Origin of the sequence: Serratia sp. PL17, from assembly GCF_017832355.1 — a bacterium.
GTDB lineage: Bacteria > Pseudomonadota > Gammaproteobacteria > Enterobacterales > Enterobacteriaceae > Serratia.
The window spans coordinates 1,254,876-1,279,551 of record NZ_JAFIBY010000001.1; the positions used below are offsets into that span (position 1 = coordinate 1,254,876).

Genomic DNA, 24,676 nt, shown 5'->3' on the forward strand with positions numbered 1-24,676 from the left:
AAATGTGACGTCAGACAGGTAACTTGCCACGTATGGCACTATTAAAAGATAAAATCCGTGACCATTCCGCTGAGGAAATGCTGTTTATCCGCCGTGCTGGCGTGGCGATGGTGTTGGTTGTCGCCTGTTTTGGCATTTTGATTGTTAACCTGTACCGTCTGCAGGTTAAGCAGCATGCCTTTTACCAAACGCGGTCCAACCAAAACGACATTAAAATGGTGCCAATTGCACCCAGCCGAGGGCTGATATTCGACCGCAATGGCATTCCTTTGGTGCGCAACATTACGCTGTACCAGATCCAGATTACCCCCAGCAAAATCGACAATATGGCTGCGCTTTTGCAGGCGTTGACGCCGATTGTCGATCTGACCCCCGAAGATATCACTGCTTTTCGCGATGAAATGCATCACAACGGCCGCTATAAACCGGTGACGCTGAAAACGGGTCTGACAGAAACCGAGGTGGCACGTTTTGCGGTAAATCAGTATCGCTTTGACGGCGTGACCATTGATACCTATCAGCAGCGGGAATATCCCTATGGGGCAGAATTAGCCCATGTCGTGGGTTACGTCTCGAAAATCAATGACGGTGATTTAAAGCGGCTGGATAAAGCCGGTCTGAGCGAGAACTATGCCGCCGACCACAATATCGGTAAGCAGGGCATCGAGGCTTACTACGAGTCCGAATTGCATGGCACGACCGGTTATCAAGAAGTGGAGGTGGATAACCATGGTCGCGTAATACGCCTGCTGAAGGAACAACCGCCACAGGCCGGTAAAAATATCTATCTGACGCTGGACCTGTCTCTACAACAGTACATTGAGTCGGTATTGAAGGGGCAGCGTGCGGCGGTGGTGGTTGAGGACCCGCGCGATGGTGGCATTTTGGCCATGGTTTCCAGCCCCAGTTACGATCCCAATCCTTTTGTGAAAGGCATCAGCTATAAAGCTTATAAAACACTGCTGACCAACCCCGACTTACCGCTGATTAACCGCGTCACGCAGGGGCTGTATCCACCGGCCTCCACCGTGAAGCCTTACATGGCGACGTCGGCGCTGTTTGCCGGTGTGATTACCCCCAATACCACTTTCTTCGGCGCGCCGACCTGGACATTGCCAGGCACCGAACGCCGTTACCGTGATTGGCTAAAGAGCGGCCACGGCATGTTGAATGTGACCAAGGCCATTGAAGAATCTGCCGATACCTTCTTCTATCAGGTGGCGTACGAAATGGGCATTGACCGCATTCACAGTTGGCTGAGCCAGTTTGGTTACGGCCAGGCGACCGGGATCGACCTTAACGAAGAGTATCGTGGCGTGTTGCCAAGCCGTGAATGGAAACAACGGGTACATAAGAAACCTTGGTACCAGGGTGACACCATTTCGGTGGGTATCGGCCAGGGGTATTGGGTCGCCACGCCGATCCAGATGGTGAAGGCATTAACCACGCTGATCAATAACGGTAAGGCGAAAACGCCGCATTTGCTGTACTCCATGCGCCAGGGCAATCAGGTAAGCCGCTACCAGCCGTCGGCAAAGGCCATGCAGATCGGTGATGCCAAATCGCCGTATTGGGGCATTGTACGTAATGGAATGTATGGCATGGCCAATCTGCCGAACGGTACAGGCTATAAGCTTTTCCATACCGCTCCGTATCAGATAGCTGCCAAATCCGGGACGTCACAGGTCTTCGGTTTGAAAGAAAATCAGACGTATAACGCCAAAATGATCCCGGTGCGGTTACGTGATCATATTTTCTATACCTTGTTTGCTCCTTATAAGAATCCGCGGGTGGCAATGGCGCTGATTTTGGAAAACGGCGGGGGAGATGGCGTGGTGGCTGGGCCGACCGCGCGGGCAATTCTTGACCACATTTTTGACCCGGCTAACGCACCGCAGCCTGACGCGGACCAGAAAGGTAAACCGGAGTTAAACGATAGCGCGGATGTGCAACAGTAAACGCGTTTGTTTTTACTTTCTTACAAACTGCAATCTTCTAAAGATTTCCGTCAGGTTAGACTGAAATAATTACATAATCCGAATAAAAACGCAGGGTTAACAGTGGCGCCTTCAACAAAAAAAAGCGGTAAAAATTATTCAAGCCTTCGCTTTGGCTGGATTTGCGGCGGGATACTGGTGTGCTTTTTTCTGCTGGCGTTCAGGGTCGGTTATTTGCAGCTGATGGAGCACCAGCAGTTGGCCGATCAGGCGGACCAGCGGTCGATCCGCACGCAAGTGGTGCCGACCAATCGGGGAATGATCACCGACCGCAATGGCGAAGCTTTGGCGGTGAGTGTGTCATCACGAGATATTGTGCTGGATCCCAAGCATATTCTGGACACCAACACCGACCTCAGCAATGAGCGTTGGCAAAGTATGGCCAATGTACTGAAAATGCCGCTGAGCGACGTGCAGAAGCTGATCCAGACTAACGCCCATAAGCGCTTCGTCTATCTGGCACGTAAGGTAGAAGACGATAACGCGAACTATATCAGCAAATTGCATCTAACGGGCGTGAGCACAGAGCAGGATTTCAGTCGCTTCTACCCGATGAGCCAGGATGCTGCCGGGCTTATTGGCATTGTTGGCCAGGACAACCAGGGGCTGGAAGGCATTGAGCTCGGCTTTAACCACCTGCTACAGGGCAAAAATGGCCTGCGGGTATATCAGAAAGACGGCAGCGGCGCGGTGATTGGCGTAATCAAGAGCGTCGATCCCGTACCGCCACCGAACGTGACGCTGAGTATCGATAAATTCATCCAATATGTGTTGTACGCACAAATTCGCGACGGTGTGGTGGCTAACCAGGCTGATTCTGGTTGTGCGGTATTGGTGAAAGTAAACACTGGCGAAGTGTTGGGGATGGCAAGCTACCCGTCGTTCAACCCGAATAATTATGCCAATACGCCGGCCAAAGATATCCGCAACGTGTGCAGTAGCGACAGTTTTGAACCGGGCTCCACGGTGAAACCGGTGGTGGTGATGGTGGGGCTGGAACACCACTTAATCAAGCCGGATACCGTGCTGGACACCACGCCTTATCGCGTGAATGGCCACTTGATCAAGGACGTGGGGCACTGGTCGAAACTGACCATTACCGGTGTGTTGCAAAAATCCAGTGACATCGCCGTGTCCCACATTGCGTTAGCCCTGCCAGCCACCGTACTTCCCGCAGTGTACAAGAGCTTTGGTCTGGGTTTGCCGACGGATCTGGGCATTGGGAACGAAAGCAGCGGCTACTTGCCACAGCACCGCGAGCGTTGGGCGGACATTGAACGTGCGACCTTCTCCTTTGGCTATGGCCTGCGCGTAACACCGCTGCAGATGGCCCGTGAATACGCCACTATCGGTTCCTATGGTGTTTATCGGCCACTGTCGATTACCCGGGTGACGCCGCCCGTTATGGGGCAACGCATTTTACCGGAAGATACGGTAAAAACGGTGGTGCACATGATGGAAAGCGACGCCTTGCCAGGCGGCAGTGGGCTCAGTGCCGCCGTGCCGGGTTACCGGTTGGCGATTAAAACCGGCACGGCAGAGAAGATGGGGGCTAACGGTAAATATGACGGGGGCTATATCAACTACACCGCCGGTGTGGCACCCGCTAGCGATCCGCAAGTCGCCTTGGTGGTCATGGTCAATAATCCGAAGGCCGGTAAGCACTTTGGCGGCTCGGTGGCAGGCCCTGTGTTTGGCAAGATTATGGCCCAGGTATTGGAACATATGAATATCCTGCCTGACGCGCAACCGCTGAACGTGGTATCCCAGGTTAAGGGGTAGCGTGAACCCCCTCTGCGGAGGGGGATTCCAGCCGCTTTTTCAATGATTGTAGATTGACCTGCATTGATAGGGTGCCCCGGACGAGTATTCCCTTATCTCATCGATAAAAGCCAAATGTGTTGTTGCGGTGAACAGGACGAGGTTATTAAATAGGACGTGTTTTTAGCGTACGAATAGGGTTTTTGCGGAAATATTTATAGGTGCGTTAATCTGTTTAAATTCACTGAATATAAAATATACCCATTAATCTCTATGGATGTTTAAAATAGATCAGGCCGGGTTCTTTTCAAGAAAAAGTGCCCGGCCTGGAAATATTAACGGCTGGTCTGGTGACCGATGATACCGCCCAAGGCCGCACCACCCAAGGTTCCCAGCGTACTGCCGTCGGTCAATACGGCACCGCCCAGCGCACCGACGCCAGCGCCGATAGCGGTGTTGCGATCGCGGTGAGACATATTCCCACAGGCCGTTACGGACAGCGTAGCCATGATAACAACCATTACGCCTGCGGCACGTTTAAGGTTCATAAGATCTTCCTGGTAAATTGCCTAATTAACAGACAAAGAAAGTACTGATTAATCGGCCAGTAAAAGTTGAGATGAATGTATTCTTCCGGAAGAAAATAGAATAGGTAAATATTCTTAATTTTGAGAAAGCGTTTTTATTTCGCCGTTGCTGATGGTGTACTTGGCGATTAAAACATCAGCGTGCCGTTCAGTGGGATCGGCAGGGCGGTCATTAAAATCCGTTAAAAATCCTAAGGCTCATCATTATTATGCCTTTTCAGGCCATAGGGTGAACGCCCCCCAAAGCCCTGGAGAGAGCATTTTTTTGCATTGCGGTAATGCAACTGTGTAAGTTACATTAGCGACGTAAGGTTGTGATCTCCGTCACAGATTGAAATCAAGCAAAAATAACCTTAAGAAATTCCAGGGAAATACCCCTTTCTGGAAAGGTATTCCTCTGCTTAAAAACCAGGAGAAAGCGATGTTAGAAATGATTGAAAGTTTGGCAACCGTGGTGATCCTGGTGCCAGTAATGATAGCCGTGTTGCTCGGCTCGATTTATGGCTTGGGTGAGCTGTGTAATATTTTCTCTGCCATTGGCAAAAAAAGAGACTGATTTTCATGCTCAGGGGGCGCAATGCCCCCCGATGCAGGTTTAAAGCAACGTCGTCACAAAACCGCAGGTTTTAGATACCCATCGCACCCCATGTTATGCCGTCTGCCTTGCACGCGCAGATGACATAATCATCGCCATCACGTGTTTGAACATGTCGCTGTCAGGATTAGCCAGTGCGTTTACCAGCGTGAAATGATTGCTATGCCGATCTTCCAGCCGCCTGACGTCGAGCCCCTTTTCCCGGCAGGCGGTGTAATAGGCCAAGGTTTGGTTTTTAAACCCCTGCGTTTCTTTGGCACCGACGTCGAGCAGGATCTGCGGCGCATTGGCCTTTTCCGGCAGCATAAACAGTGGGCTAAGCGTTGCTGCCTGCTCTGGCGTGAGACGCATCCAGTCATTCACGTAGATATCACATAACGGACGAATGTCGTACAAGCCACTCAACGCCAGTGCACCTTTGATGACATTGACCGGTACCTGATAAAGATGCTGCCAGTCATCGGCGATCAACATGCCAGCCAGATGACCGCCCGCCGAGCTGCCACTGACAAAAATGCGCTCAGGATCGACGCCATATTGATGGGCATGGTGATAGAGCCAGGCGATGGCACTGCGCACCTCACGGACGATTTCAGCCAGCGTGGCTTCCGGTTGCAAGGTGTATTCTATGGTGGCAACGGCAACACCGTGGCGCGTGAAACTGGCTGCCATTGAACAGGCTTCCTCTTTGCGCTGGGAATGCCAATAACCGCCGTGAATAAACACCAATAGCGGTGCAGGCTGATTGGCTGCCGGGAACAGATCCAGGCGTTCTGCGGTACCCATGCCGTAATGGAGGTCATAGATCCCTGGCGTTTCCGCTTTGGCCTGGGTAGCCAGCGCTGCGTATTGCGCCATACAGGCGTCAAAATCATCGACCGAAGCGCGCGCATTGTATTGCACGGCGCGTGCCGACAGGTCATCAAACATCAGGTCTATTTTCATCACGTCTCCTTAAGCAGTTTCCCCATCATCTGCCTGAAGTGGTTTTGGTGCTTGCGCCTTAATGCGGGTTTCTGGCAACCATGACATGGCGTTGGATGCATTAATAAACTGCATGTGCTGCGTCTTCCGCCATGTCCTGCGTTGGCATAGGCTTCTGAAAGATTCTTTCAGGAGAAAACGCGATGAAGCTTAATGTTCAACACGCCACCGGCAGTACACACCTACGCGGGCTTCTCACCAGCCTGTCCCTGTCAATGTTGGTCTCATCGTTGGGGGCCAGCATTGCCAACGTGGGTTTGCCTACGCTGGCACAGGCATTCAATACCTCTTTCCAGGCGGTTCAGTGGGTCGTTATTGTCTATCTGCTGGCTATCACTACATCCATTATCGCCATAGGGCGTTTGGGGGATCGAATAGGGCGACGACGTCTATTGTTGCTGGGAATTGCACTCTTTACCTTCGCGTCTGGCCTGTGCGCCGTTGCACCGGGTGTGTGGCCGCTGTTGGCGGCGCGGATTGTGCAAGGGTTGGGAGCCGCAGTCATGATGGCGATGACCATGGCGTTGGTGGGTGAGACAGTCGATAAAGACAACACCGGGCGTGCCATGGGGCTGCTTGGCAGCATGTCGGCGATCGGCACGGCGTTGGGCCCGTCGCTCGGCGGTGCATTGCTTTATGCTTTTGGTTGGCGGGCAATGTTCCTGGTTAACATTCCTGTGGGTCTGCTGGCGTTTATTCTGGCTTATCGCTTTTTGCCCAAGAGGCGCCAGCCTTCACAAAAAGAGTGCGGCCGGTTTGATCTGCCCGGCACCTTGCTGCTGGGGATAACGCTGGCCTGCTATGCCCTGTCTATGACGCTGGGGCGTGGTGATTTTGGCGTCATTAATGTGGCATTGCTGCTGTGTGCCGCATTGGGGGCGGGGTTATTCGTGCGGCTGGAAAACGTCACCGCATCTCCCCTCATACAACTGGCGCTGTTCAGGCAGCCGGGGTTGGGTATTGGGCTGACGATGAGTGCGCTGGTGATGACGGTGATGATGACAACGCTGGTCGTGGGGCCATTCTATCTGACGCGTGGATTGGGACTGCCGGTGGGACAGGCCGGGTTGGCAATGTCTGCCGGTCCGACCGTGGCGGCTTTGCTCGGTGTGCCTGCAGGCCGGTGGGTCGATCGTATGGGCGTATACAGCGTCACTGCTGCGGGTCTGGCGATCATGGCCGCCGGGGCAGGCGTCATGGCGATGATGTCGATAAAACAGGGCGTCTTGGGTTATCTGGTGCCACTGTGTTTGATCACCCTGGGATACGCGTTATTTCAGGTCGCCAACAATACGTCACTGATGACGCATGCCGCCCCTGAACAGCGCGGCGTGATCTCTGGCATGATCAATCTCTCACGCAATCTTGGGTTGATCACCGGTGCTTCCGCCATGGGGGCACTGTTCATGCTGGCGGCGAACACCGGTGACATTAAGCTGGCAACAGCGGATGCCGTGTCAAATGGCATGCGTGTGACGTTCCTGGCGGCTGGAGCCTTAGCGGCCATCGCGCTGGTGATGACCCTCAGGACGAATACGATCGGTAAGCAGGGGCCCGATTACAACAGGTCCCCCCGGTAAGCGATATGAATTTTATTGCCATCCGGATCGCGCAGGTAAGCGCCAAAATAGCCCAGGCCATAGTGAGGGCGCTCGCCGGCCTCGCCTTCCGATATGCCGCCCGCGGCGATCCCGGCGGCATAGGCGTCACGAACCTGCTGCTCACTGTGGGCAGCGAACGCCACCATGCTGCCGTTGCCCGCGCTGGCCGGCTGCCGATTATAGGGCTGATAAGCGTAAAATCGTGGCAAGGCGTGTTCCGGCACAACCCAGCAACGTGCCGCGGGGCCGCCATCCGGCGTGACCGGGCGTTGTGTTAACCCTAAAGGCAGCAAAATGGCATCGTAAAACGCAGTGGCTTTGTCCAGATCGCTGACGCCGACGGTGATATGACTAAACATGTATTCTCCTTCCACGCCAGTGAACGGCATCGATACGTTGAGATGTTTTAGATCAAGCCAAATGGGCGATACAGGTGATTGCCCAAAAAGCATGATGACATCCGGTGTTTACTGCCCATTATTGCGCAACCACGCCAGGGTATCCTGAAGTGTCTGCTCCAGCGGACGGAATGTGAGGCCCAGCTCTCGCTCACTTTTCGCGTGATTGAAATGGGAGCGATTAGCTTCTTTTACCATTAGACGTACCGTGGCCATGCTGAGTAAGACGGGTTTGCCGCTGAGGCGAGCATAGGCCTCCTGGAGTGTCGCCAGCACGTAGAGTAGCGGCATTGGCAGCGTGCGTTTGGGTGTTTTGACTCCGGCAATCTTCCCCAGCAGTGGCACCAACTGGTGCATGGTGATATGTCGTCCAGCGGCCAAATAGCGCTCACCGCGTCTACCTCGCTCTGCTGCCAGGATCATCGCCAGTGCGACATCCCGCGCGTCGACCACGGAAAAGCTCCCCGCGGCCAAGCCTGGCAGTTTACCGTGCATGACGTCATTCGCTAACTGACCGGAAGACGTAGGGCCAAGATCGCCTGGGCCCCACATCCATCCCGGCAAGATCAGGCTGCCGTTCATTTGCGGGTGCTGCCGCAGGAATTCTAAGACTATGTCATCCGCCAGTATTTTACTGCGGTAATAATCATCGGCATCCTGGGGACGTCGCAAACAGGTTTCGTCGATCGGCGCTCCTGGTTCACCGTTGAGCACGGCTATCGAGGAGGCATGGACAAAACGGCGCACGCCGCACCGGTAAGCCTGATTCAGTAGGTGCTCAGTGCCGGTGATGTTGACCGCTTTCAATTGAGCCCAGTGACTGCCTCCCTTGTAATTATCACGAAAATAGGCGGCGGTATGAAACAGGACGTCACAGCCGTGCAGGTGTTCGGCAAAGGCATTCACGTCAGTCATGTCGCCGGCAACTAATTCAATACCTTCGGTCGTTCCAAACTGTTTGCGGCCTTTTTCCAGAGAGCGTACCAGTGCCTTGACCGCTATCCCCTGGGAGACAAGTTCACGGACCAGGTTATTGCCGAGCAGGCCTGTCGCTCCGGTCACAAACGCCGTTTTTGTTTTCATCATGATGGATATCTTGAGTGGGTTTTCAAAGTTCAAGTGATATTTAAATCTAGAGGTGGCGGTTTGAAATATCAAGTGATATTTTAAATGCATTAAGAGCATGGATAATCCGCGTAAAGTTGACCCAGATGAAAACGACAAAAAAACGGCTAACCCGCGAGGAGAGCCAACAGCAGACCCGCGAACGCTTGATCGAGACCGCCCGACAATTATTCGTTTCTGGGGGCTACGGTGGTACCTCAATCCGCGATATCGTCAACCAGGCGGGTTACTCACAGGGGGCTTTTTATTCCAATTTCGCTTCCAAGGAAGATCTGCTGCTGCAGCTTTTGCAGCGGCATATGGAAGCGGAGGCCGCGCAACTCTCTCGCCTGACCCAAAATCGCACCGCTGATGCGAGCCAGGTGTTAGCCGCGCTTGAAGGATGGTCGGCAACCCTGAATCAGGAGGTCGACTGGTGTACATTATCGATTGAACTGCAATTGCATGCGAAGCGCAGCCCGGCCTTTGCCGTTGAGTATCAACGTGTTTGGGATGCGCACCAGGCAAAAATTGGCACGGTGATTGGCTCGCTGTTTCAGCAAAGGGGAAAGACGCCGCCGGCAGACCCTAATGAATTGGCGTCGGCCTTGATGGCAATGGCGCACGGGCTGGCTTTGCAGCGCAGTCGCCCGGGCGCCGATCCAACAGGCCGGTTGATCATGCTGTTTTTACGTAGCCTGCTTTCAGCGGCAGACTGACAAGTCATCACGGCACGTAAATAATCTCAAAGCTGGAGGTTTTATCGTAGTAGGGCGTCATGCCACCGTCGACGTAGTAAACCTGCAAATCATAATGATAAACCAGCTTTTTATCCGGATTGAGGATCAGATCCAGTGCTGAAACTTTGACCGTGACGTCATGGTTGGGGTGCTCTTTATTCAGCTCGATCGTTTGATTGTCGATGTTGACCAAAATGCGTTTGATCGGGCGTGGCCCTGACGGATCGTAAGCCCCGCTGTCACTTCTGAACTCCAGGGTTTTGTAGATGTCCACCGGCGCGGTCTGTTTGATAAAGTCGCGCACCTTGTTCTGGTATTTGGCGTCCAGCGCCAACATCACCGGCAAATGATCCGGATTGAAACCGATGAATTGCACCGCCAAATAACCTTTGAGCAGCAGGTTTTGCGGTGAGCGATCGAATAACGCGTCCCATATCAGCGCAAATTGCTGAGCGGGCAGCGTGAAGGAATCGACAATGCCACTTTGCAGATTGATCAGCGCATTCTTCTCCTCCGTTTTGCCATCGGGCAACGCCAACTGCAACATCAGCGTATCGGCATTAGCGAACGGGACCAGCCTGGCGTCCGCCTGCATTTGCGAAAACTGTTCTGTGGCGTTAGCAATTCTGCCCTGACTTACCTTGGGTAACAGGAAGTAGTCAAAGGTCACCTGGACGTCTCCCAATGAGGTGGCGTGTTCAGGGGCTGAGAAGGCGATCGACAGCATGGGTTTACCGTCGGTATCGGTGGCCAACAGGAAGGTATCGGGCAGGTAGTAAAGATAATTTTTGCGTACATAATCCTGGTAGTAGTTGTACCACAGTTGCTGATACTCCAGCGGAGTCAGGATCAGTTGCAGGCGTGGCGGTGGCGGCAGGATGCCCTGATAAATATACGGGTAGTAGTTTTCGGCGAAGTAGAAAATCTTGGGATCGGTGACGGTATTGGTGATGCCGTGCTCGGTTTTAATCGCGACCACCAGCGTGGTCTGCGCATCGTAGTCGGATAAGGCTCGCAGTAAGGCGTCACGTTGCTCCAGTCGCTGCAGGTCAAGCTGCGCATGGTAGCGGTTTTCCTGTGACGTCAGCAGCACCTGATTGAAGATCATCTCTTCGGCGCTGCCGAAGGAAGTGAAACTCAGCACCACATAGGGAACTTGCGGCACCTGACGGCTGAGGGTGAAGTCCAGTTTCATGCTCCAATGGGTGCCGTCGGTGCTGGTGGCAATCTGGTAGCGCGTTTCGCCTGAAACGATCTCGGTGCAGACCTCGGCGGTGAGGTCATTTGCCGCCATCGGCGCTGCTCGCCGATAGCGCAACTGTTTGGCGGCGACGTCAGGAAACTGTTCGCGCGCATTCTGCAGAATAATTTGGTTCAGTGTCACCAGGTCATTGAGAAAGGTATTCATGGTTATCCTCAGTACATTCGGTTTGGGCCAGCGTTCTGAATTGGTTCAGGCAGGAAGAGGTCCAGAGAAAGCGCCCGTCGTGCCGACGGTACAGCGGGCTTTCCAAGGGTTCAGCGGGCCATTGCCAACGGGCCAATGCGTCAATCACGGGGGAAAGTTGCGGGATCCCCGTTTGCCTGGCGTACTCCAGGGTGGTGCGCCATTCGCCGGGATGAGCGTAATAGGGGGTTAGCCTACTGAGCCGATCGTAACGGCCGTCACTCCATTGCACTGCCTGATTCAACATCTGAATAATGCGTCGGTAGGCCGGCAATACGGCACCGTTTCCGCTTGTCAGCGTGTTGAGCAGGATCAGCGCGTTGGTATTTACACAGCAATCCAACTGGCGGATGTCGTTGTCGTCCTTCATCCAGGTATGAAAACTTTGACATTCCGCCCATTGGTGCTGTTCGGCGGGCTGCCGCGGATCGACCCGGCGTACCTGATAGCCGTTCATCTGTGAAATCGTCTGGCTAACCCGCGACAACGAAATGCGGCCAAACTTGTACAACAGCTCGGTAATAATGGCGGTGTCGTCAATATCTGCGCAGATACTCTGGTTCGCCATCCAGCGCGGATGGGCAGCGTTCGGCCAAAACCTGAAGTGGAACGGGCGGGCCTCGCAAGCCAGCAAAAAATCGAGCGCCTTCTCAATAAAGGGGGCGGTCTGCGAGGTGTAATCCAGGGTGCGCAACACCTGTGCAGTCACAAAGGCGTTTTCATCCTGATGCCAGCGTCCGTCAGGCGTTCTGACATGGGCGGCAAAGGCGCCGCTGGCACACTGTTGCGCCAGTAATGTCGCCAGCGCCGGTTTGCCAGGCATGATCACCACCGGGGTAGACTCCAGCGGCAACGCCTCAAAGCAGGTATTTTGCGGGCTGAAGGTACAGCTGGTGGCGTTATGCCCTTGCAGATCAACCGAAAAACCGACCACGTTAAACTGCAGGTCAAGCTGCTTATCCACCGCCTGTTGCAATAAGGGCAAGGCCTGGCCGCTTTGCGCCAATAAGGCTTGCAGTGCCGGGAATACGCGCTGGTTATCACCAAAGAAACTGGCCGCCATGGTGAACAAGGTAAAACTTTCCAGTTCACCGCCTGGGGCATAGGCCAGGCTAAAACCGTAGGTCGTGGGGGGAAAACCCTCGCGACACAAGGTTTGCAACAGGGCGCATTCCAGCAAGGGGGACAGCGTAGAGAACAGCATCCCACAGCCAAAAAAGGCCATTACCGCAGCAATATCTGCGTGGGTGATGAGCGCGCTGTGCCATTGAAAATAGTATTCACGGGGTGAGGCCGGCAGCTGCGGATAATAGCCGATCATCAATAAAGACAAACCCACGTCTCGACAGGCCGCAGGATAATCCGCCACGCCACCTGGCCAGGCACAATCTGCAGGCACCTCCGAGTACACCTTGGTTTTAACCCCCTCCGGGGTATATTTTCGCCCCAACCAAGAGCCGAACCTCAAGGGCTGAGCGCTTTGGCGCTGCATGTGGCCTATCTCGGCAAAACAGCGTTCAACATCCGGCTCAACGGGTGAGGCGGTGATCTTTTGGCTGTGTCGATAAAAAGCGTCGATGCCGCGGTTTTCCGCGTAGCGAGGCAAAAAAGGATCCAAGGTACAGGCAAGCGCCAGCGGCTTTGATGACGAAACGGTGAACTCGAGTGGGCAACCGTTATACCCCAGCAGGCTGGTGTTAAAGGCGGCGGACAGGCAGCCTGAAGCCAGGCGAGCCTGGCTGAAACGGGCGATCTCGGGCACCAGCGTGGTCCGTAAATAGGGTGCTTTTTGGCACAGGGCACTTACCAGGGCGTTCCATGCCGCTGGTAATACTGCATTGCGTTCGACCATCGTCAGTCACCTATGCCACGGCCGGAATAACGATGGCCGGTGGGTTTTCGGTGCCATCCCGCGTGACGCTGTCACCGCCGACCAGCAGGTAGGTGATTTTGTAGCCGACCTTCCAGGGTTTCTCGGTCAGGCAGCGATACTTGAAAGTCTGCTCTTCGGTCTTATCTGGGTTAAACAGGTATTTTTTGGTTTTGCGGCTCTGTTTGTCGTCCAGATAGGTCAGTTCGACAATCACCTGATTGTAATTTTCCCAAGAAAATTTTCGGTCGAGGAAAATCGAGATCTCGTTGAAGGTCAACACCGAACCGGGATCAAGGTTCAGCAGGGTGGAAGCTGAGACCGACCGCGGCTGATAGCTGCTGCTGCCTTCCCAACCTGTGGTCGCGGCAGACTTGAAGGCATATTCGCTGTCGATCACAAAGAGTTCATTAATGTCTCTGCTGCGGGAAATGACCTTGCTCCATTTACCGTCGTCGGCGATGAAGGGCTCTGCCGTATAAACCTGCTGGTTGTAGCTGATTTTGAAGGTGGCCGCTTTAATACCGTACTCGTCAAAACCGTCTGGCCCCAGCACGGTGAAATCGATTTTTTGGTAGAAAGGGTCGTTGACGTTAACTTCAATAAAGTAAGGAGGCTCCTTTTTGGCGCGCAGGATATCGCTGCCGATGAAGTTTTGCGGCACGGCAGATTGGCTGAGGGCCTTCGAGGAAACGTAATTGAAGTTGAGGCTCTTGGTTTCTTCGATCCGCACCAGTTTTATCTCCAGAGAGGCGCTGGGGAACAGTCCACCTTTGCCGCCTTCTTCCCCCTCTTTATTGCTCGAAATCAGCGAGTCCAAAATGGAGTCGCTGGCCGATTTGGCCTGGGTATTGCTGTCGTCATTAGGTTTGAGCGAGGCGGTGAAGAAGCTTTTCAAGATCTCTTCTTTGACGAATTGCAGCGCCCATTCTTTTTCTTTGGCTGCCTCTTCGCTCGGCATGCTTTCGGTCACTTTGATGATCAACTTCTGGTCCTGCTGCAACTTCTTGATCACGCTGTCAAAACCCAGCCAGAAACTGGCGGGGGTTTCAACCGGGATTGGGATGTTGGCGCCAAATTTAAGATCAAATTCCTTGTAGAGGCTTTCAAACTTGGCCTCGACTTCAACTTTTAACGCCGGAGTGATGCCGGTAAAACCGAGGTTATAGGCCACGGCGGCCGGTGCCTGCGCCTTATTAAACGCGGATTCGAGGATCACCGCCTGCTGCGGCGTCAGTTTAGCGCTGAAAATGGCGCTGTTATTGCCAAACAGGCTGGGGCACTGTGCGCTGATCAACTCGCCGTTGGTGCTACCCACATCAAGCACAAAAAAGTTTACCGTGCCTTTGTCATAGGGGACCTGCGCCTTACGGGCGGTTTTCGGGTCAACTTTCAGTTTCCGTAGGTATTCGTTGAAGGCGCTGTCCAGTACGGCGGGATCGATGGCGGTGTTGACCTCGAAATTGAGGTAACCCCCTTGTTGACCGGTGTTGTCGCCGGTGTACTTAATCAGTGAAAAAATCGGTTTTCCATCTTTTTCTGCGATATGGATATCACCGGGTAAATACCAGAACTGATTGTCATCGGAGTCATCGGCAAAGAAGGTGATGTTTTTGATGGTAGCGGTTCTTGCTCTGAGTAATAACATGGCGTTTCCTTAATTAATTGAGGTTGGCGATATCGATACCGTCTTGAACGGTTGAGGTTTGGACGTACTCGGGTTTATCCCCTTGCTGGCCCGGTTGGTAGGTGAACCAGATCTCCAGGTCGACGCTAAGGCGTAGCGGGTCGATTTGGTCGGCGCTGAACCGCTGGGGAGCGGCATCGGATTCGGTAAACTGAAACACCTGCTGCAAAATGTCGTCATCACCAGGCAGGTAGGCATAGCTGGCTGAGACCAGCACCATTTCGACCTGCTGCCAGTCCATGTTGGCGGACAGCGTCAATACCCGTTGCTGGTAAAGGCGGGAGAACAGGTACACATCCTGGCTGGTGGGTTCGCTCAGCACCGCAGGGATATGGGGCGAATTGGCGGCGCAGCTGTACTCTTTGATGACCTCAAACAGGTAGAGGTCGGGGTTGGGTAGCATGACCGGATAGTCATGCTGCTGCGATGTCTCGCTAATCTGGAAACTTTTCGACAGGCTGGATGCCGGCAGTTTCATATGGCGGCAGCGCAGGGTGACCAACACTGACTGGTACCAGCGCCAGTCAAATTGACTGGCTGCCTTGATGACAAAATCATAACGGCCATACAGCGACTCAATGTCTAGATAGACGTCATTCAATTCGGTGTGCAGTGGGCCGGAATTGACCGATCTCACGCCGCCCACCGCCTGATTGAGATAGACGGTGAAGTCATAGTCGACGGGCCACAGCATTTTTCCTGTTTTCGGATCGGTAATACTGGGCGACCTGAAGGTTTTAGGCTCGATATCGTCTTTACGGAAGGTGAACTGCTTGTTGTCCTTGCCATAACGCAAACGGGCCGTCACCAGTTGGACATTCGCATCCAACTCATCCGACAGCAGATGGATCCGAACTTCACGGTGGGCGAAGAAGTCATCCTGCAGATCGCGTTGACTGATCACCCGATCGGCCTGATAGTCGGTACCGGCGACCAACTCGGCGAATAACGCCTGCGGATAGAGCGAGCGTTTCACTACCGTGGTTTCGCTCAGCTTGCCGCTTAAACGTCGCTGATCGATATCCTCAACCGACAGCCGTTGCAAATAAAACCCGGCCTTTGGCTTGGCTTGTTGCGGCACCTCGGCAAACACCGGAGTAAAAAACTCACTGGTCAGGATCTGCGTCAGTTCAGCCGCCGCCTGCGCAAAGTGGCCGTCGGGATCGGTGTCTCTGACTTTAATGGTCACGACTTTTTCGCTGATGAGTCGCGACGAGGTTTCCTCGATATCGACGGAGAATATCAACAGGTTGAAGCCGACAGACTCCTGCAGAAACTGATAAACCTGGTCCCAGCGGGCCTCCAGTTCGAAAGTGGCCGGCGGCAGCTGTTGCAGGTAGTCAATTTTGTAGCTGATGGCGATGGGCGCGGTGGCGGGCGTTGCCATCAGGCTCGCCAGCAGGGCGATATCGGCCTCCGCGGGGAGTTTGGCCAGCAGATAGCAGTTTTGTTGGTCGCTCAATGACGTTTTGCTGGTTTGACCGGCGACAAAGCCGGGGATGTCCAGAGTGGCGCTGCAGGCTATGGCCTGTAATGGCAATAATATCGCATCGCGAGGCATCTCCGAGCTGGCTGCTGCCGCCGCCTGGGCGGCCTCAAGGCTGCTGGTCAACTGGGTTTGCAGCGACAGCATGGCATAGTAAACCGTGGCCGGTTGACTGCTGTTGCGGAAAATCTGCAGTTGGACGGCGGGCTGGTTTCCATCGATAACGCTAATGCCCGGCGCAGCCGCGCAATAGTAATAAATGGGTCTGTCCGGGTCGGCTCGGATAAAACAGATGTTTTGCACTACGATTTGGCTGTTCATAGCGACAATCCCATTTGATAAATGGTGAAGGCAGGGCAACATCACGTTGCCCTGCGTTGTGTGTACCGATTAGAACGTCACCACGACGATGGTGCTCGTGCCCGTCACAGGTTTTTCGACGGTTTTTTCCTGGTTGTTGTCGCCGTAGTACACCGTGGCGATGTATTTGATCTGCGGTACGTTGTCAGCTTCGACCTGCATTAGATCAAAGGTCAGATATTGGGTGAGGGATTTAGTATCGAACTCGGTCAGGGCCAGGGATTGGGACTGCGTGAAATTCCATTTGGGGTAGTAAATCACCATCTCATAGGTGATCAGCGAGATATCTTTCTGACTTGGCTTAAAGATAATGGTGTACTTCTGCGCCTTCGGCAGGGCATTGGCGACCAGAATCTGATGACCGCGGATCAACCCATAACCCGGCAGTTGCGGGCTGGTTTCTACCCCGCTGGGAATATAGGTCAGGCTATCGCCATCCAGGGCATAGTAGTCGGTGGAGAAATAAATCGGTTTATCCACGTCGACGCCAATCGGATAAATAAAGGGTCTGGGCGGTGTAGATTCATTAACCACCTGATTGTCAGTCTTGAGTTTGATCCCCTTGTCCGGATCGGAATATTGCGTTTTGATCACCACCTGGCTGAAGACTTTCCAGCCCGTAGGGTTGAGTAACGTAGAGATATCGGCATACACGATGCCGCATTCGGCCACGTTAATGGAGATAATCAGATCCTGATCGCTCTGAATTTCGCCAGAATGGTAGGGTTTAGCCTGCAGGCCGGTAAAGTTGACGGTGTAGGAATATTTAAATGCACGGCCCAGCTCGGGTTTGATAAACCATTTGCCGGTTTTTTTCGGCGTGCTGTCGTTGGGGGAAAACTGCAGGGTGCTCTGGTTGTCCTTATCGTAGATGGCGGTCACCACGATATTGGCGACGTTATATTGCGCCAAATCGTCGGTAACGAAAAATTCGGGCTGTATGTACTGGTAGAAAGGATCGTTGAGGTCGTACTCTTTAAAGTACTCTTTAAGATTGGCTTCGCCGACGATGGACCGGATAGAGGGTAACTGGGTCTGTGGCGCGATAGCGAAGGAAACCACGGAGTTTTCATCATAGACCCGGGTAAAGCTTTTGGTTTCTTTGAGGCTGGATTGGAATTTATCAAAACCGTCGGCGTCATTGAGCAATTCGAGGCTCATGTCCAGCCCGGTTTGGCTGCTTAGAATCTGTTCGACCTGTTTCTGGCCCCAGGCGGTCAGACCCTCTTTCCACTTGATGTACTGGGCATCGTCCATTCCCATTTCCTTCGCGGTCAGCCCGACCTGAACGTCGATTTTGATGGCGCCTTTTTCGATATATTCACGCTCGATCTTTTTCTCATCGGCCGACCAAGTGTGATAACTGATGCTTTGCGTCACCGACTTGGTGATTTCGCTGTCGTAGCTGACGGTGACCTTGGCCGCCGGCAAAGAGGCATCCAGGTTGAAGTCGAAGCGAATCCCCACGCTGGAGTTTTTGTCTGTGCCTTGCAGCACCTGTTCGAACAAGGTCGCGCCTTCACCGGTCAGCGACAGGCTGAAAACGGTATTGTTATCACCCAGGCCGGATGGCGACAGCGTGGTCGGGATCTGGCGGTAGAATTTGTCGTTGCTGTCCAGAATCAAAGACGCCTGCGCCGAAGTATATCTAGGTTGCATCAGTTTGATTTTTTCGGCATTTTCCGGCAATAACTGAGCAAGGAACTGGTCAGGACCCTTGTTGGGATCGTACAGGGCGACAAACTTGCTGGCCTGTTCATCGTTCAGGCCACTGTTACGCAGCGCAGTGTCCATTGTCGCTTTTTTGGTCGCATTTTCGGGATCTGCAGTGTAGTCCTGTTCTGCTTTGACATACTTGACGATCAGGGCCGATTTCGCCTCCAGTTGGCTTTGGATATTGCCAAATAGCTGGGCGCGGATTTTGGCCTGCAGGTCTACCGGTGGGAACGGCAACATCACGGTAAATTGCGCATAACCGCCCTGTGTATCTTCGCTGCGATACTTGTAAAACATAAAGCTCGGACTGTTCGTATCCCTGGCGACAAACACTGGTGTTTCAGGCACCACGTAAAAAATGTCCTTGTCGAGGCTGTCTCCGTAACAGGTATAGGCGCACTCTTTAATACCCAGGTATTTATCCGTGGGAATTTTGACCGATTGCTGCAAAGCGGTGGTTAACATAGGGTGTTCCTCTTGTTTATGTGACTACTTGTATTGCAGTTTGATGGGGCTTGCGCTGGCCTGTTGCGGGCCAGAGTCGTAGGTTTTCGGGAAGATCGACGCGGTTTTTCCTTGCCAGCGGTACTCGATTCGGCCGTTCAGTCCGGCTGAATGCGCATTGATCCACCAGTTGGCCAGCCAGGGCTGGGCGGGAAACGCAAAGCTAAAGTTCTGCTTTTTGCCCTGGCCGGCGGGGGTGTAGCTGGCACTGCCGGAAAGGGTTTTGAAATCAGCCTTCAGGTGTTCTGCCTCAAACAGCACGCTGTAAAAACCCAGGTCTTGCGGGGTAAGTGCGATAGCGTCTTGCCAGACGAGCGATTTTTCATAGCTTGAATAGTCGGAAAAGGTCACTTTGAGGGTGATTTCGCTGACCGGGGATGGCGTTTTTAACGTCACCGGCGGGAAGCTGGGCCATGGCATAGGCGTTTGTTCACCCGCATAGCGCAGTTCGATCGACATAATATTGAAGCCATTAGGGTTGAACCCCAGGCTGACCACGCACTGCCGATTTTTGATCGGTTTGTCCGGTCGGCTGGGCTCCGGCAACGGCGTTGGTGTAAAGGTGATAATGCTGTCGGCAGGCAGTTGACCAAGCAGGGTGGCGATATCCTGCTGCTGCGCGAGTAAATAGCTTTGCGGTACGCTATTGCTGTATTTCACGTCATAGCTGAGCTGGTTGGGGATTTCATCTATGGAGTGGATATTTCGCAGCGTGTTGCTGACCAATTGCGATGCGGTTTTCACCAGCGCGTTTCTGACCAGTTCGCGGGTCTGCTCCGACGGGGCATTGTCGAACTGCTCCAACAGAGTGACCACGCCGGCGTCAATCTGTTGGTTAAGCAGAATGGCAATGGCCTCTGGCTGGCGAGCCTGTTGGTTGAATGCCAGGGTCAAAAAGGCCACCCAGTCCGTTTCCAGGCTGGCGGTGACGCGGCTGCTGACGTTGAACTTGCTGTGCGTCACCAGGTAAACCTGGTTTTTGGCTCCGCGAATGGCATTGTCCAACAACGCTGACTCGGTATGCGTCAGGGGTATTTTGGATTGTTCAAACTCGACGTTATAACTGTCAGATTCAGGCTGGCGAGCAAAACGCAGGAACAAGGTCTGGCGAATATCCCCTTGTTCCAGGCGGATCGGTTTCGGCGCAGGAATGAAATGCTGGCGGATATAAGCTTCTATCGCCGCCGTATCGACCGGCATATTGGGAGCGATGAAGGTCGCGAGGCCGCCACCGGGGCTGGTCAGCAAATGCAGTGCGCTGACCTTGCCACCCGGGGTGTCCAGCACCACCTGGGGTATGAAACTGCCGTAGGTGTAGCACTCAGCAGGCAGGCTTTGGTCGTGGAACGCAAAGGCCCGGCCAAGCAGGAAAAAATTCTGCAATGTTTGTTGCGGGTTCAACTCGTCAGTATTCATTTTTCACCTTTGACATCAATCGTTTGATCGCCGGTCACAATCTCGGACCATGGGCTACCCTCGGGTTTGTAACGAAATCCGGCTGCAAAAATAGAGGTAACGTTCCATTGATATTTGAAGCTGTCCTGCTGGTGGGTGAAGATGTGATCCGTCGTGCGGCTTTCGTTTTGCTGCTGGAACGTCACCTTGAATGTGGGCAGGTTGTCCGGAAAATGGACGGTGATACGCGCCTGCTGTGCACCAAATTGTGGGAAGCTATAGGCACCAATGGTGGTGGCTTGGGTTATCGGCATGGGCAATACGACAACGCCGGTGTCGCCTAGCTGGTAGGCCGTCGCTTCGGCATAGGTTTCGTCGCCGAGAATGGGACAGCTGAAATAGGGGGCTGCCGCGGTTAACGCCAAATCCTGCAGCCAGCCGGCGGAATGATAAAGCCCGCTAATTCGGCTTTGCCGGGCAAAGCCCGGATCAATACTGATCGTCATAAATTGGCAGGGCAGCGCGGTGTAATCGAGTACCAGCGCAGGCTGGGCGCAGGAGCGCAGTTCGCTGCTCAGCGTGAGCCAACGGCCATCCTGTGAATAGTTGACCCGAATTTGGTAGAAGAAAGGCGCCGCTTCCAACGCGCTGGTTCTGAAGCGGAAAATCAATCGACTTTGCTCCGGCGTCAGCACCTTGGTTTGCGTCTGCTCCACGGGGTAAATATCACCACCCGGTACGGTTAGCTGAATATCGATAGACACGCTGCTTTTCAGCCCAGGCGGGTAGGCGTAAAAGACGTTGATCTCCCTCTCGCCTGAGGGCAATGGTGGGGCCGTTGAACGGTGAATAATGGCATCGGGGGTGGCTTTGACGATTTGCTGCGCAGCGGCAAAGGGATCCAGTATGAAGCACAGAGGACGTCGGCTCAGCACCAGCGAATCGAGGTTGAAAATCACCCGGCCGCCTTGAGCAGGAACCGTCAGGGCGATCATCGCCGTGTTACTGGAGGCCGGACCGGCGTAGGGGGAGCCCAGCAGATTGTATAGCCGATCAAGTAATGCCTGGCTGAAAAGCAGGTTGTGTTCGGGATCCTTTATCGGTAAAGGGGGGCTGATTTGCAGCGGCAACAAAGCAATATTTTGATAGAGATACTGTGTTAGCTGGCCGTAATCAAAGGCTACCCGATTGTCGCCGAGCGCCTGTGAACCCTTGACCCCGGCGGCTAAATCAAGCATCAACGCCCTGGGATCACATTCGACGGAGTAGGCCAGACGGGGCGAGACGCCCTCAACAAAGCCGTCCAGACGGGCATTAAAACCGAGGGTTTCATCCCGCAGCGTTTTCTCAATCAGCTCGGTGCTGGCCGAATTGAGCAAAATAATAAATTGAGCGCACTGCGCCGAATACCAAGTGGCGTCATAGCTTTGCCCGCTGAGGGGGCTGTGATAGTCAATAGGGACGTCAAACCCCAGGCTGCCGGGTAATATGGGCAGTACCTTAATGGCTTTATCCGGGTGCTGCCGTTTGAAGTCAGCCAAACTTTGCTCGCCGGCATACTGCAATTCGGTCGTGAAATTCAACCAGCCGTAGACGCTGTCGGTACTGGGGCTGCGGACAATATCCAAAGAAAACGCCAGTGGGTCTGCCACCAGAATACTGACGGATTCGGGGTATAAAAAGTAGGCGTCGTTTTGCCGATAAGCGGCAATAAATCTTTGCTTGTCAGTGACGATAATCTGCTGAAAGTCCGGGTATCCCTCATACATGAGATTATTTCCCCGCTTTATTGAGATGGTTCTGATAATCCTGATGCCATTCTTTTGGCAGTTTGTTCAGCACGTTCGCGGGCCGCTGATGATATTCATCCTCATAGACTCTTTGCATCTGGATATCACCCACCAATATGCCGTTGGCGTACAGGGTGTTATCGGTGTAGTGCCCGTCGGCGGAGGAGAGTTGCAGATTGTAGACGTTCAGATCACCCTGCTGTTGAACAATGCTAATGATTTCGCTTTCGCCATCCAGGGTGATTAATTTACTGGATGGGGTTAATTCTCGGGCGATGACTACGCCTGACGGTGTAATGAAAGGGTGCCCCAGACTGGCAGTGATATTTCTTGTCTGACCTGCGCTATTACGTACGTTGATCTCGAGATAATGCTGTTCCTGGCCGCGGGTGACCGCCTCAACGGTGAGCGGTTTATTATTTTTCGATAATACAATTTCACCAATATCAATCGCGGAAATCGATTTTTCACTGCCATCCTGCATTAGAATTTTGCTGTCGCCAGCCAGGCATCCGTACACAATACGCATCGGTTTTAACTGTACGGTATTTAAAAAACGTTGATCTGGCTCAATCTCTTTCGGCGCATTGGTAATAAAAGCAACGATGCTTTTCCCGTCAATGTTAAGAATGACCTTGAAAACATAATAGATCCATTCACCTGATTCGAAATTGACCTGATTAAATTTAAGCCAGTCCAAATCCCAGGAAATGTTGTTACCATTAATTCGGGTGTTGGGGGAAGTGAAAATATTGTAGTTGCCGAAAGGGGTGACGGGATCGCCACCCGCCCGCGTGCGTATCAGATAAATGGTGTTACTGGCTTTCACCGGCTGGCCGCCGTTGAGTTCAATTTGGCCAAAATAGGTGATATTTCCCTTAATGGGAACTCTGACTGAACCGTCATAGGTATTCCGATAATCGCAGTCGGGTTCATCACGGGTTAAACAAATCTTTATTTCATTCGGGTTGATAATACTTCGAGGTGATTCATTGAAAATATCTTTGGGGTAACTTTGCGTAGTGATAATTTCTGCACCGTATACTGTGTTTCTGTCAATCGTCTGTGCAAAGGTATAAATCACCGTGACCGGATAGTCGGTAGCGATCTGGCTGCCTGGGTAGACGCCATTGGCGCTGAGGGTACAGTCTGCGGCATAGACATAAGCCTGGTTGTAGTTCACCGTACCGACATTAACCGCTTCGCCGTCAAACAACCCCAGGGTTTGCGTCACGTTGGCGGCGGATACCGGCAAGGAACCAATGGCGTCGGCACGGTAATTGCGGCCGTCTGTTGAATCCAACCGCACAATACTGTAGACCGGTTGAGCGGAGCCATTATTGGCCTCGTTCAACAGGCCGCCGCTGCGTTTAAGTTGCTTTGTCTGTTGCCAGCATTGGGTGAACTGCGGAGAGTACCCTGAGGTGAGACCGGCAAGTTTGAGTTGAATATCATAAAAACTGGCCAGCAAGGGGTCACCGGGATCAATAACAAACAACCCGGTGTTGGTATATTTGCTGATGACATTTTTGACAATATTCTTTTCATCTGATGTATAACCTTGTGTGATCATAATATCAGCACCCAATAATATTTAGATGTAAACGCAGGGGATAATGTGTGAGATAAAAAGAATTTTGGCCTTGCGCTTATTTACAGGTCTCTTTGCAGTAAGAGTAAATGGCGCTCAGACTGTCAGAACCCAAATATTGCTCAAATTCACCGTCGGTAGGGTCAATATCAGGATCCAGCGTCATGGCATATAACTCTTGTGCAAACATCGCTTTGGTCGCTGAAGGTTTACTCTTAAAATAGGCTTTCAACTTTCCTTTGCTGACTTTTCGTATCCAGGCAAATTCACCACCCAGGGCAACTTTCCCGGTGAAGATAAAGTCTTTACTGGTATAAAAACTAATGTCGTTAGGGTAAACCTGATAACGAACAACCTGTTGGACTTCAATATTTTGCAGAGTCTCTTCCCAGGTTTCTCTTTTGATTACGTTTAATGCGAAGTTCTTACCGTCAACCGGGCCGTCTTTTGCATCTGCGGTACCCCCGAATAACATTGGGCAACCTCTGGCAAAACCGGTGTTTTTTAAACCTAACAGGATGAAATCATTATTTCCAACAGCAGACGGATTACTGTCGAGAATGACGTATTTTTTTATAGGCATAGTCAGGTCCTTATACATTTTTAAGTATAAAAATAAGGTTTTTGAGTCGCTTTGGGAGCGATGAATTACTCATCTTCAACAATAGCAATGGCGACTAAAAAATCAACTGACACATAAAAAGAAATGAAGTATTTTTTGTTTTCAAGAGAGATACTCATGTAAATCACCACGTTAAAAAACAGGAAAAAAAACTTTAAATAATCAAATAAACAGAAGGGGTTTGTTTTTAATTTGTTAAACTTGTCTTTTAAGTAAATTAAATCAATGAATTGGGGAGGGTGATCTTTAAGAAATGATTGTGGTGGTTTAAATAATTTGAATTTATTAGCGTGGGAATTAATTGCATGGTAGGAATTTCGTTAATAATAATTCTTATGAATAATTAATGAAGCAGCGAAAATAGTCATAAAAATACATCGATAGTTATATTTATACGTTGATAATTATATAAAATCAGAAAGGACACTGAAACGTTCGCCA

18 protein-coding genes are annotated in these 24,676 nt (G+C 52.5%); 5 read left to right on the forward strand and 13 right to left on the reverse strand.

From position 1 onward, the window contains the following. Positions 1 to 32: 32 nt before the first annotated feature. The gene (gene mrdA / locus JOE25_RS06185) at positions 33 to 1,958 is read left to right on the forward strand and encodes a penicillin-binding protein 2 (RefSeq protein ID WP_209633287.1); all 1,926 of its coding nucleotides are present in this window, start codon (positions 33 to 35) and stop codon (positions 1,956 to 1,958) included. 102 nt (positions 1,959 to 2,060) lie between these two features. Next, the gene (locus JOE25_RS06190) at positions 2,061 to 3,779 is read left to right on the forward strand and encodes a penicillin-binding transpeptidase domain-containing protein (RefSeq protein WP_209633289.1); all 1,719 of its coding nucleotides are present in this window, start codon (positions 2,061 to 2,063) and stop codon (positions 3,777 to 3,779) included. 314 nt (positions 3,780 to 4,093) lie between these two features. Here JOE25_RS06190 and osmB read toward each other — a convergent pair whose 3' ends face one another. Continuing rightward, positions 4,094 to 4,306, reverse strand: a complete 213-nt coding sequence (gene osmB / locus JOE25_RS06195; protein WP_037415059.1) for an osmotically-inducible lipoprotein OsmB — start codon at positions 4,304 to 4,306, stop codon at positions 4,094 to 4,096. A 460-nt stretch (positions 4,307 to 4,766) separates the two neighbouring features. Here osmB and JOE25_RS06200 point away from each other — a divergent pair, with 460 nt between their 5' ends. Beyond that, on the forward strand, positions 4,767 to 4,901 hold the full coding sequence (locus JOE25_RS06200; RefSeq protein ID WP_209633291.1) for an AcrZ family multidrug efflux pump-associated protein: 135 nt from the start codon (positions 4,767 to 4,769) through the stop codon (positions 4,899 to 4,901). Positions 4,902 to 4,994: 93 nt separating this feature from the next. Here the strand turns inward: JOE25_RS06200 and JOE25_RS06205 are convergent, their stop codons facing one another. Beyond that, positions 4,995 to 5,885 (reverse strand): alpha/beta hydrolase, encoded by an 891-nt coding sequence (locus JOE25_RS06205; protein ID WP_209633293.1) that lies wholly within the window; start codon positions 5,883 to 5,885, stop codon positions 4,995 to 4,997. 182 nt (positions 5,886 to 6,067) lie between these two features. Between JOE25_RS06205 and JOE25_RS06210 the strand changes: the two genes are divergently transcribed. Then, on the forward strand, positions 6,068 to 7,504 hold the full coding sequence (locus tag JOE25_RS06210; RefSeq protein ID WP_209633296.1) for an MFS transporter: 1,437 nt from the start codon (positions 6,068 to 6,070) through the stop codon (positions 7,502 to 7,504). On the opposite strand, the gene JOE25_RS06215 is transcribed toward JOE25_RS06210, so the two are convergent. Both JOE25_RS06215 and JOE25_RS06220 read right to left on the reverse strand, forming a co-directional pair. Continuing rightward, positions 7,483 to 7,884: a VOC family protein gene (locus JOE25_RS06215; protein ID WP_209633298.1), complete on the reverse strand. Its 402-nt coding sequence runs from the start codon at positions 7,882 to 7,884 to the stop codon at positions 7,483 to 7,485. The two genes, JOE25_RS06210 and JOE25_RS06215, sit on opposite strands and share 22 nt — an antisense overlap. A 108-nt stretch (positions 7,885 to 7,992) precedes the next feature. Then, on the reverse strand, positions 7,993 to 9,009 hold the full coding sequence (locus tag JOE25_RS06220; RefSeq protein ID WP_209633300.1) for an SDR family oxidoreductase: 1,017 nt from the start codon (positions 9,007 to 9,009) through the stop codon (positions 7,993 to 7,995). Positions 9,010 to 9,134: 125 nt separating this feature from the next. Between JOE25_RS06220 and JOE25_RS06225 the strand changes: the two genes are divergently transcribed. Then, positions 9,135 to 9,746 (forward strand): TetR/AcrR family transcriptional regulator, encoded by a 612-nt coding sequence (locus JOE25_RS06225; RefSeq protein WP_209633302.1) that lies wholly within the window; start codon positions 9,135 to 9,137, stop codon positions 9,744 to 9,746. Between the two features lie 7 nt (positions 9,747 to 9,753). Here JOE25_RS06225 and JOE25_RS06230 read toward each other — a convergent pair whose 3' ends face one another. The 9 genes from JOE25_RS06230 to JOE25_RS06270 all read right to left on the reverse strand — a co-directional run bounded on the left by JOE25_RS06230 (position 9,754) and on the right by JOE25_RS06270 (position 24,196). After that, positions 9,754 to 11,175, reverse strand: a complete 1,422-nt coding sequence (locus tag JOE25_RS06230; protein ID WP_209633304.1) for a hypothetical protein — start codon at positions 11,173 to 11,175, stop codon at positions 9,754 to 9,756. Continuing rightward, positions 11,156 to 13,066, reverse strand: a complete 1,911-nt coding sequence (locus JOE25_RS06235; protein ID WP_209633306.1) for a hypothetical protein — start codon at positions 13,064 to 13,066, stop codon at positions 11,156 to 11,158. The genes JOE25_RS06230 and JOE25_RS06235 overlap by 20 nt, the downstream gene beginning before the upstream one ends. A gap of 10 nt (positions 13,067 to 13,076) precedes the next feature. After that, positions 13,077 to 14,732, reverse strand: a complete 1,656-nt coding sequence (locus JOE25_RS06240; RefSeq protein WP_209633307.1) for a hypothetical protein — start codon at positions 14,730 to 14,732, stop codon at positions 13,077 to 13,079. A gap of 13 nt (positions 14,733 to 14,745) precedes the next feature. Next, positions 14,746 to 16,578 (reverse strand): hypothetical protein, encoded by a 1,833-nt coding sequence (locus tag JOE25_RS06245; protein WP_209633309.1) that lies wholly within the window; start codon positions 16,576 to 16,578, stop codon positions 14,746 to 14,748. 69 nt (positions 16,579 to 16,647) lie between these two features. Next, positions 16,648 to 18,798: a hypothetical protein gene (locus JOE25_RS06250; RefSeq protein WP_209633311.1), complete on the reverse strand. Its 2,151-nt coding sequence runs from the start codon at positions 18,796 to 18,798 to the stop codon at positions 16,648 to 16,650. A gap of 24 nt (positions 18,799 to 18,822) precedes the next feature. After that, positions 18,823 to 20,253, reverse strand: coding sequence for a hypothetical protein (locus tag JOE25_RS06255; RefSeq protein WP_209633313.1), 1,431 nt, complete (start codon positions 20,251 to 20,253; stop codon positions 18,823 to 18,825). Then, complete coding sequence (locus JOE25_RS06260; protein ID WP_209633315.1) at positions 20,250 to 22,001, reverse strand: hypothetical protein; 1,752 nt, start codon at positions 21,999 to 22,001, stop codon at positions 20,250 to 20,252. The genes JOE25_RS06255 and JOE25_RS06260 overlap by 4 nt, the downstream gene beginning before the upstream one ends. A 4-nt stretch (positions 22,002 to 22,005) precedes the next feature. Further along, positions 22,006 to 23,595 (reverse strand): Hint domain-containing protein, encoded by a 1,590-nt coding sequence (locus JOE25_RS06265; protein WP_209633317.1) that lies wholly within the window; start codon positions 23,593 to 23,595, stop codon positions 22,006 to 22,008. Positions 23,596 to 23,671: 76 nt separating this feature from the next. Then, positions 23,672 to 24,196, reverse strand: a complete 525-nt coding sequence (locus JOE25_RS06270) for a hypothetical protein (protein WP_209633319.1) — start codon at positions 24,194 to 24,196, stop codon at positions 23,672 to 23,674. Positions 24,197 to 24,676 lie beyond the last annotated feature (480 nt).

What these genes read in the sequence shown, in the direction of transcription:
- JOE25_RS06230 (WP_209633304.1), bottom strand. Translation starts at nt 11,175, where the DNA reads ATGAATACCTTTCTCAATGACCTGGTGACACTGAACCAAATTATTCTG.
- JOE25_RS06200 (WP_209633291.1), top strand. Translation starts at nt 4,767, where the DNA reads ATGTTAGAAATGATTGAAAGTTTGGCAACCGTGGTGATCCTGGTGCCA.
- JOE25_RS06225 (WP_209633302.1), top strand. Translation starts at nt 9,135, where the DNA reads ATGAAAACGACAAAAAAACGGCTAACCCGCGAGGAGAGCCAACAGCAG.
- osmB (WP_037415059.1), bottom strand. Translation starts at nt 4,306, where the DNA reads ATGAACCTTAAACGTGCCGCAGGCGTAATGGTTGTTATCATGGCTACG.
- JOE25_RS06250 (WP_209633311.1), bottom strand. Translation starts at nt 18,798, where the DNA reads ATGTTAACCACCGCTTTGCAGCAATCGGTCAAAATTCCCACGGATAAA.
- JOE25_RS06235 (WP_209633306.1), bottom strand. Translation starts at nt 13,066, where the DNA reads ATGGTCGAACGCAATGCAGTATTACCAGCGGCATGGAACGCCCTGGTA.
- JOE25_RS06245 (WP_209633309.1), bottom strand. Translation starts at nt 16,578, where the DNA reads ATGAACAGCCAAATCGTAGTGCAAAACATCTGTTTTATCCGAGCCGAC.
- JOE25_RS06205 (WP_209633293.1), bottom strand. Translation starts at nt 5,885, where the DNA reads ATGAAAATAGACCTGATGTTTGATGACCTGTCGGCACGCGCCGTGCAA.
- JOE25_RS06255 (WP_209633313.1), bottom strand. Translation starts at nt 20,253, where the DNA reads ATGAATACTGACGAGTTGAACCCGCAACAAACATTGCAGAATTTTTTC.
- mrdA (WP_209633287.1), top strand. Translation starts at nt 33, where the DNA reads ATGGCACTATTAAAAGATAAAATCCGTGACCATTCCGCTGAGGAAATG.
- JOE25_RS06270 (WP_209633319.1), bottom strand. Translation starts at nt 24,196, where the DNA reads ATGCCTATAAAAAAATACGTCATTCTCGACAGTAATCCGTCTGCTGTT.
- JOE25_RS06215 (WP_209633298.1), bottom strand. Translation starts at nt 7,884, where the DNA reads ATGTTTAGTCATATCACCGTCGGCGTCAGCGATCTGGACAAAGCCACT.
- JOE25_RS06260 (WP_209633315.1), bottom strand. Translation starts at nt 22,001, where the DNA reads ATGTATGAGGGATACCCGGACTTTCAGCAGATTATCGTCACTGACAAG.
- JOE25_RS06265 (WP_209633317.1), bottom strand. Translation starts at nt 23,595, where the DNA reads ATGATCACACAAGGTTATACATCAGATGAAAAGAATATTGTCAAAAAT.
- JOE25_RS06240 (WP_209633307.1), bottom strand. Translation starts at nt 14,732, where the DNA reads ATGTTATTACTCAGAGCAAGAACCGCTACCATCAAAAACATCACCTTC.
- JOE25_RS06220 (WP_209633300.1), bottom strand. Translation starts at nt 9,009, where the DNA reads ATGATGAAAACAAAAACGGCGTTTGTGACCGGAGCGACAGGCCTGCTC.
- JOE25_RS06210 (WP_209633296.1), top strand. Translation starts at nt 6,068, where the DNA reads ATGAAGCTTAATGTTCAACACGCCACCGGCAGTACACACCTACGCGGG.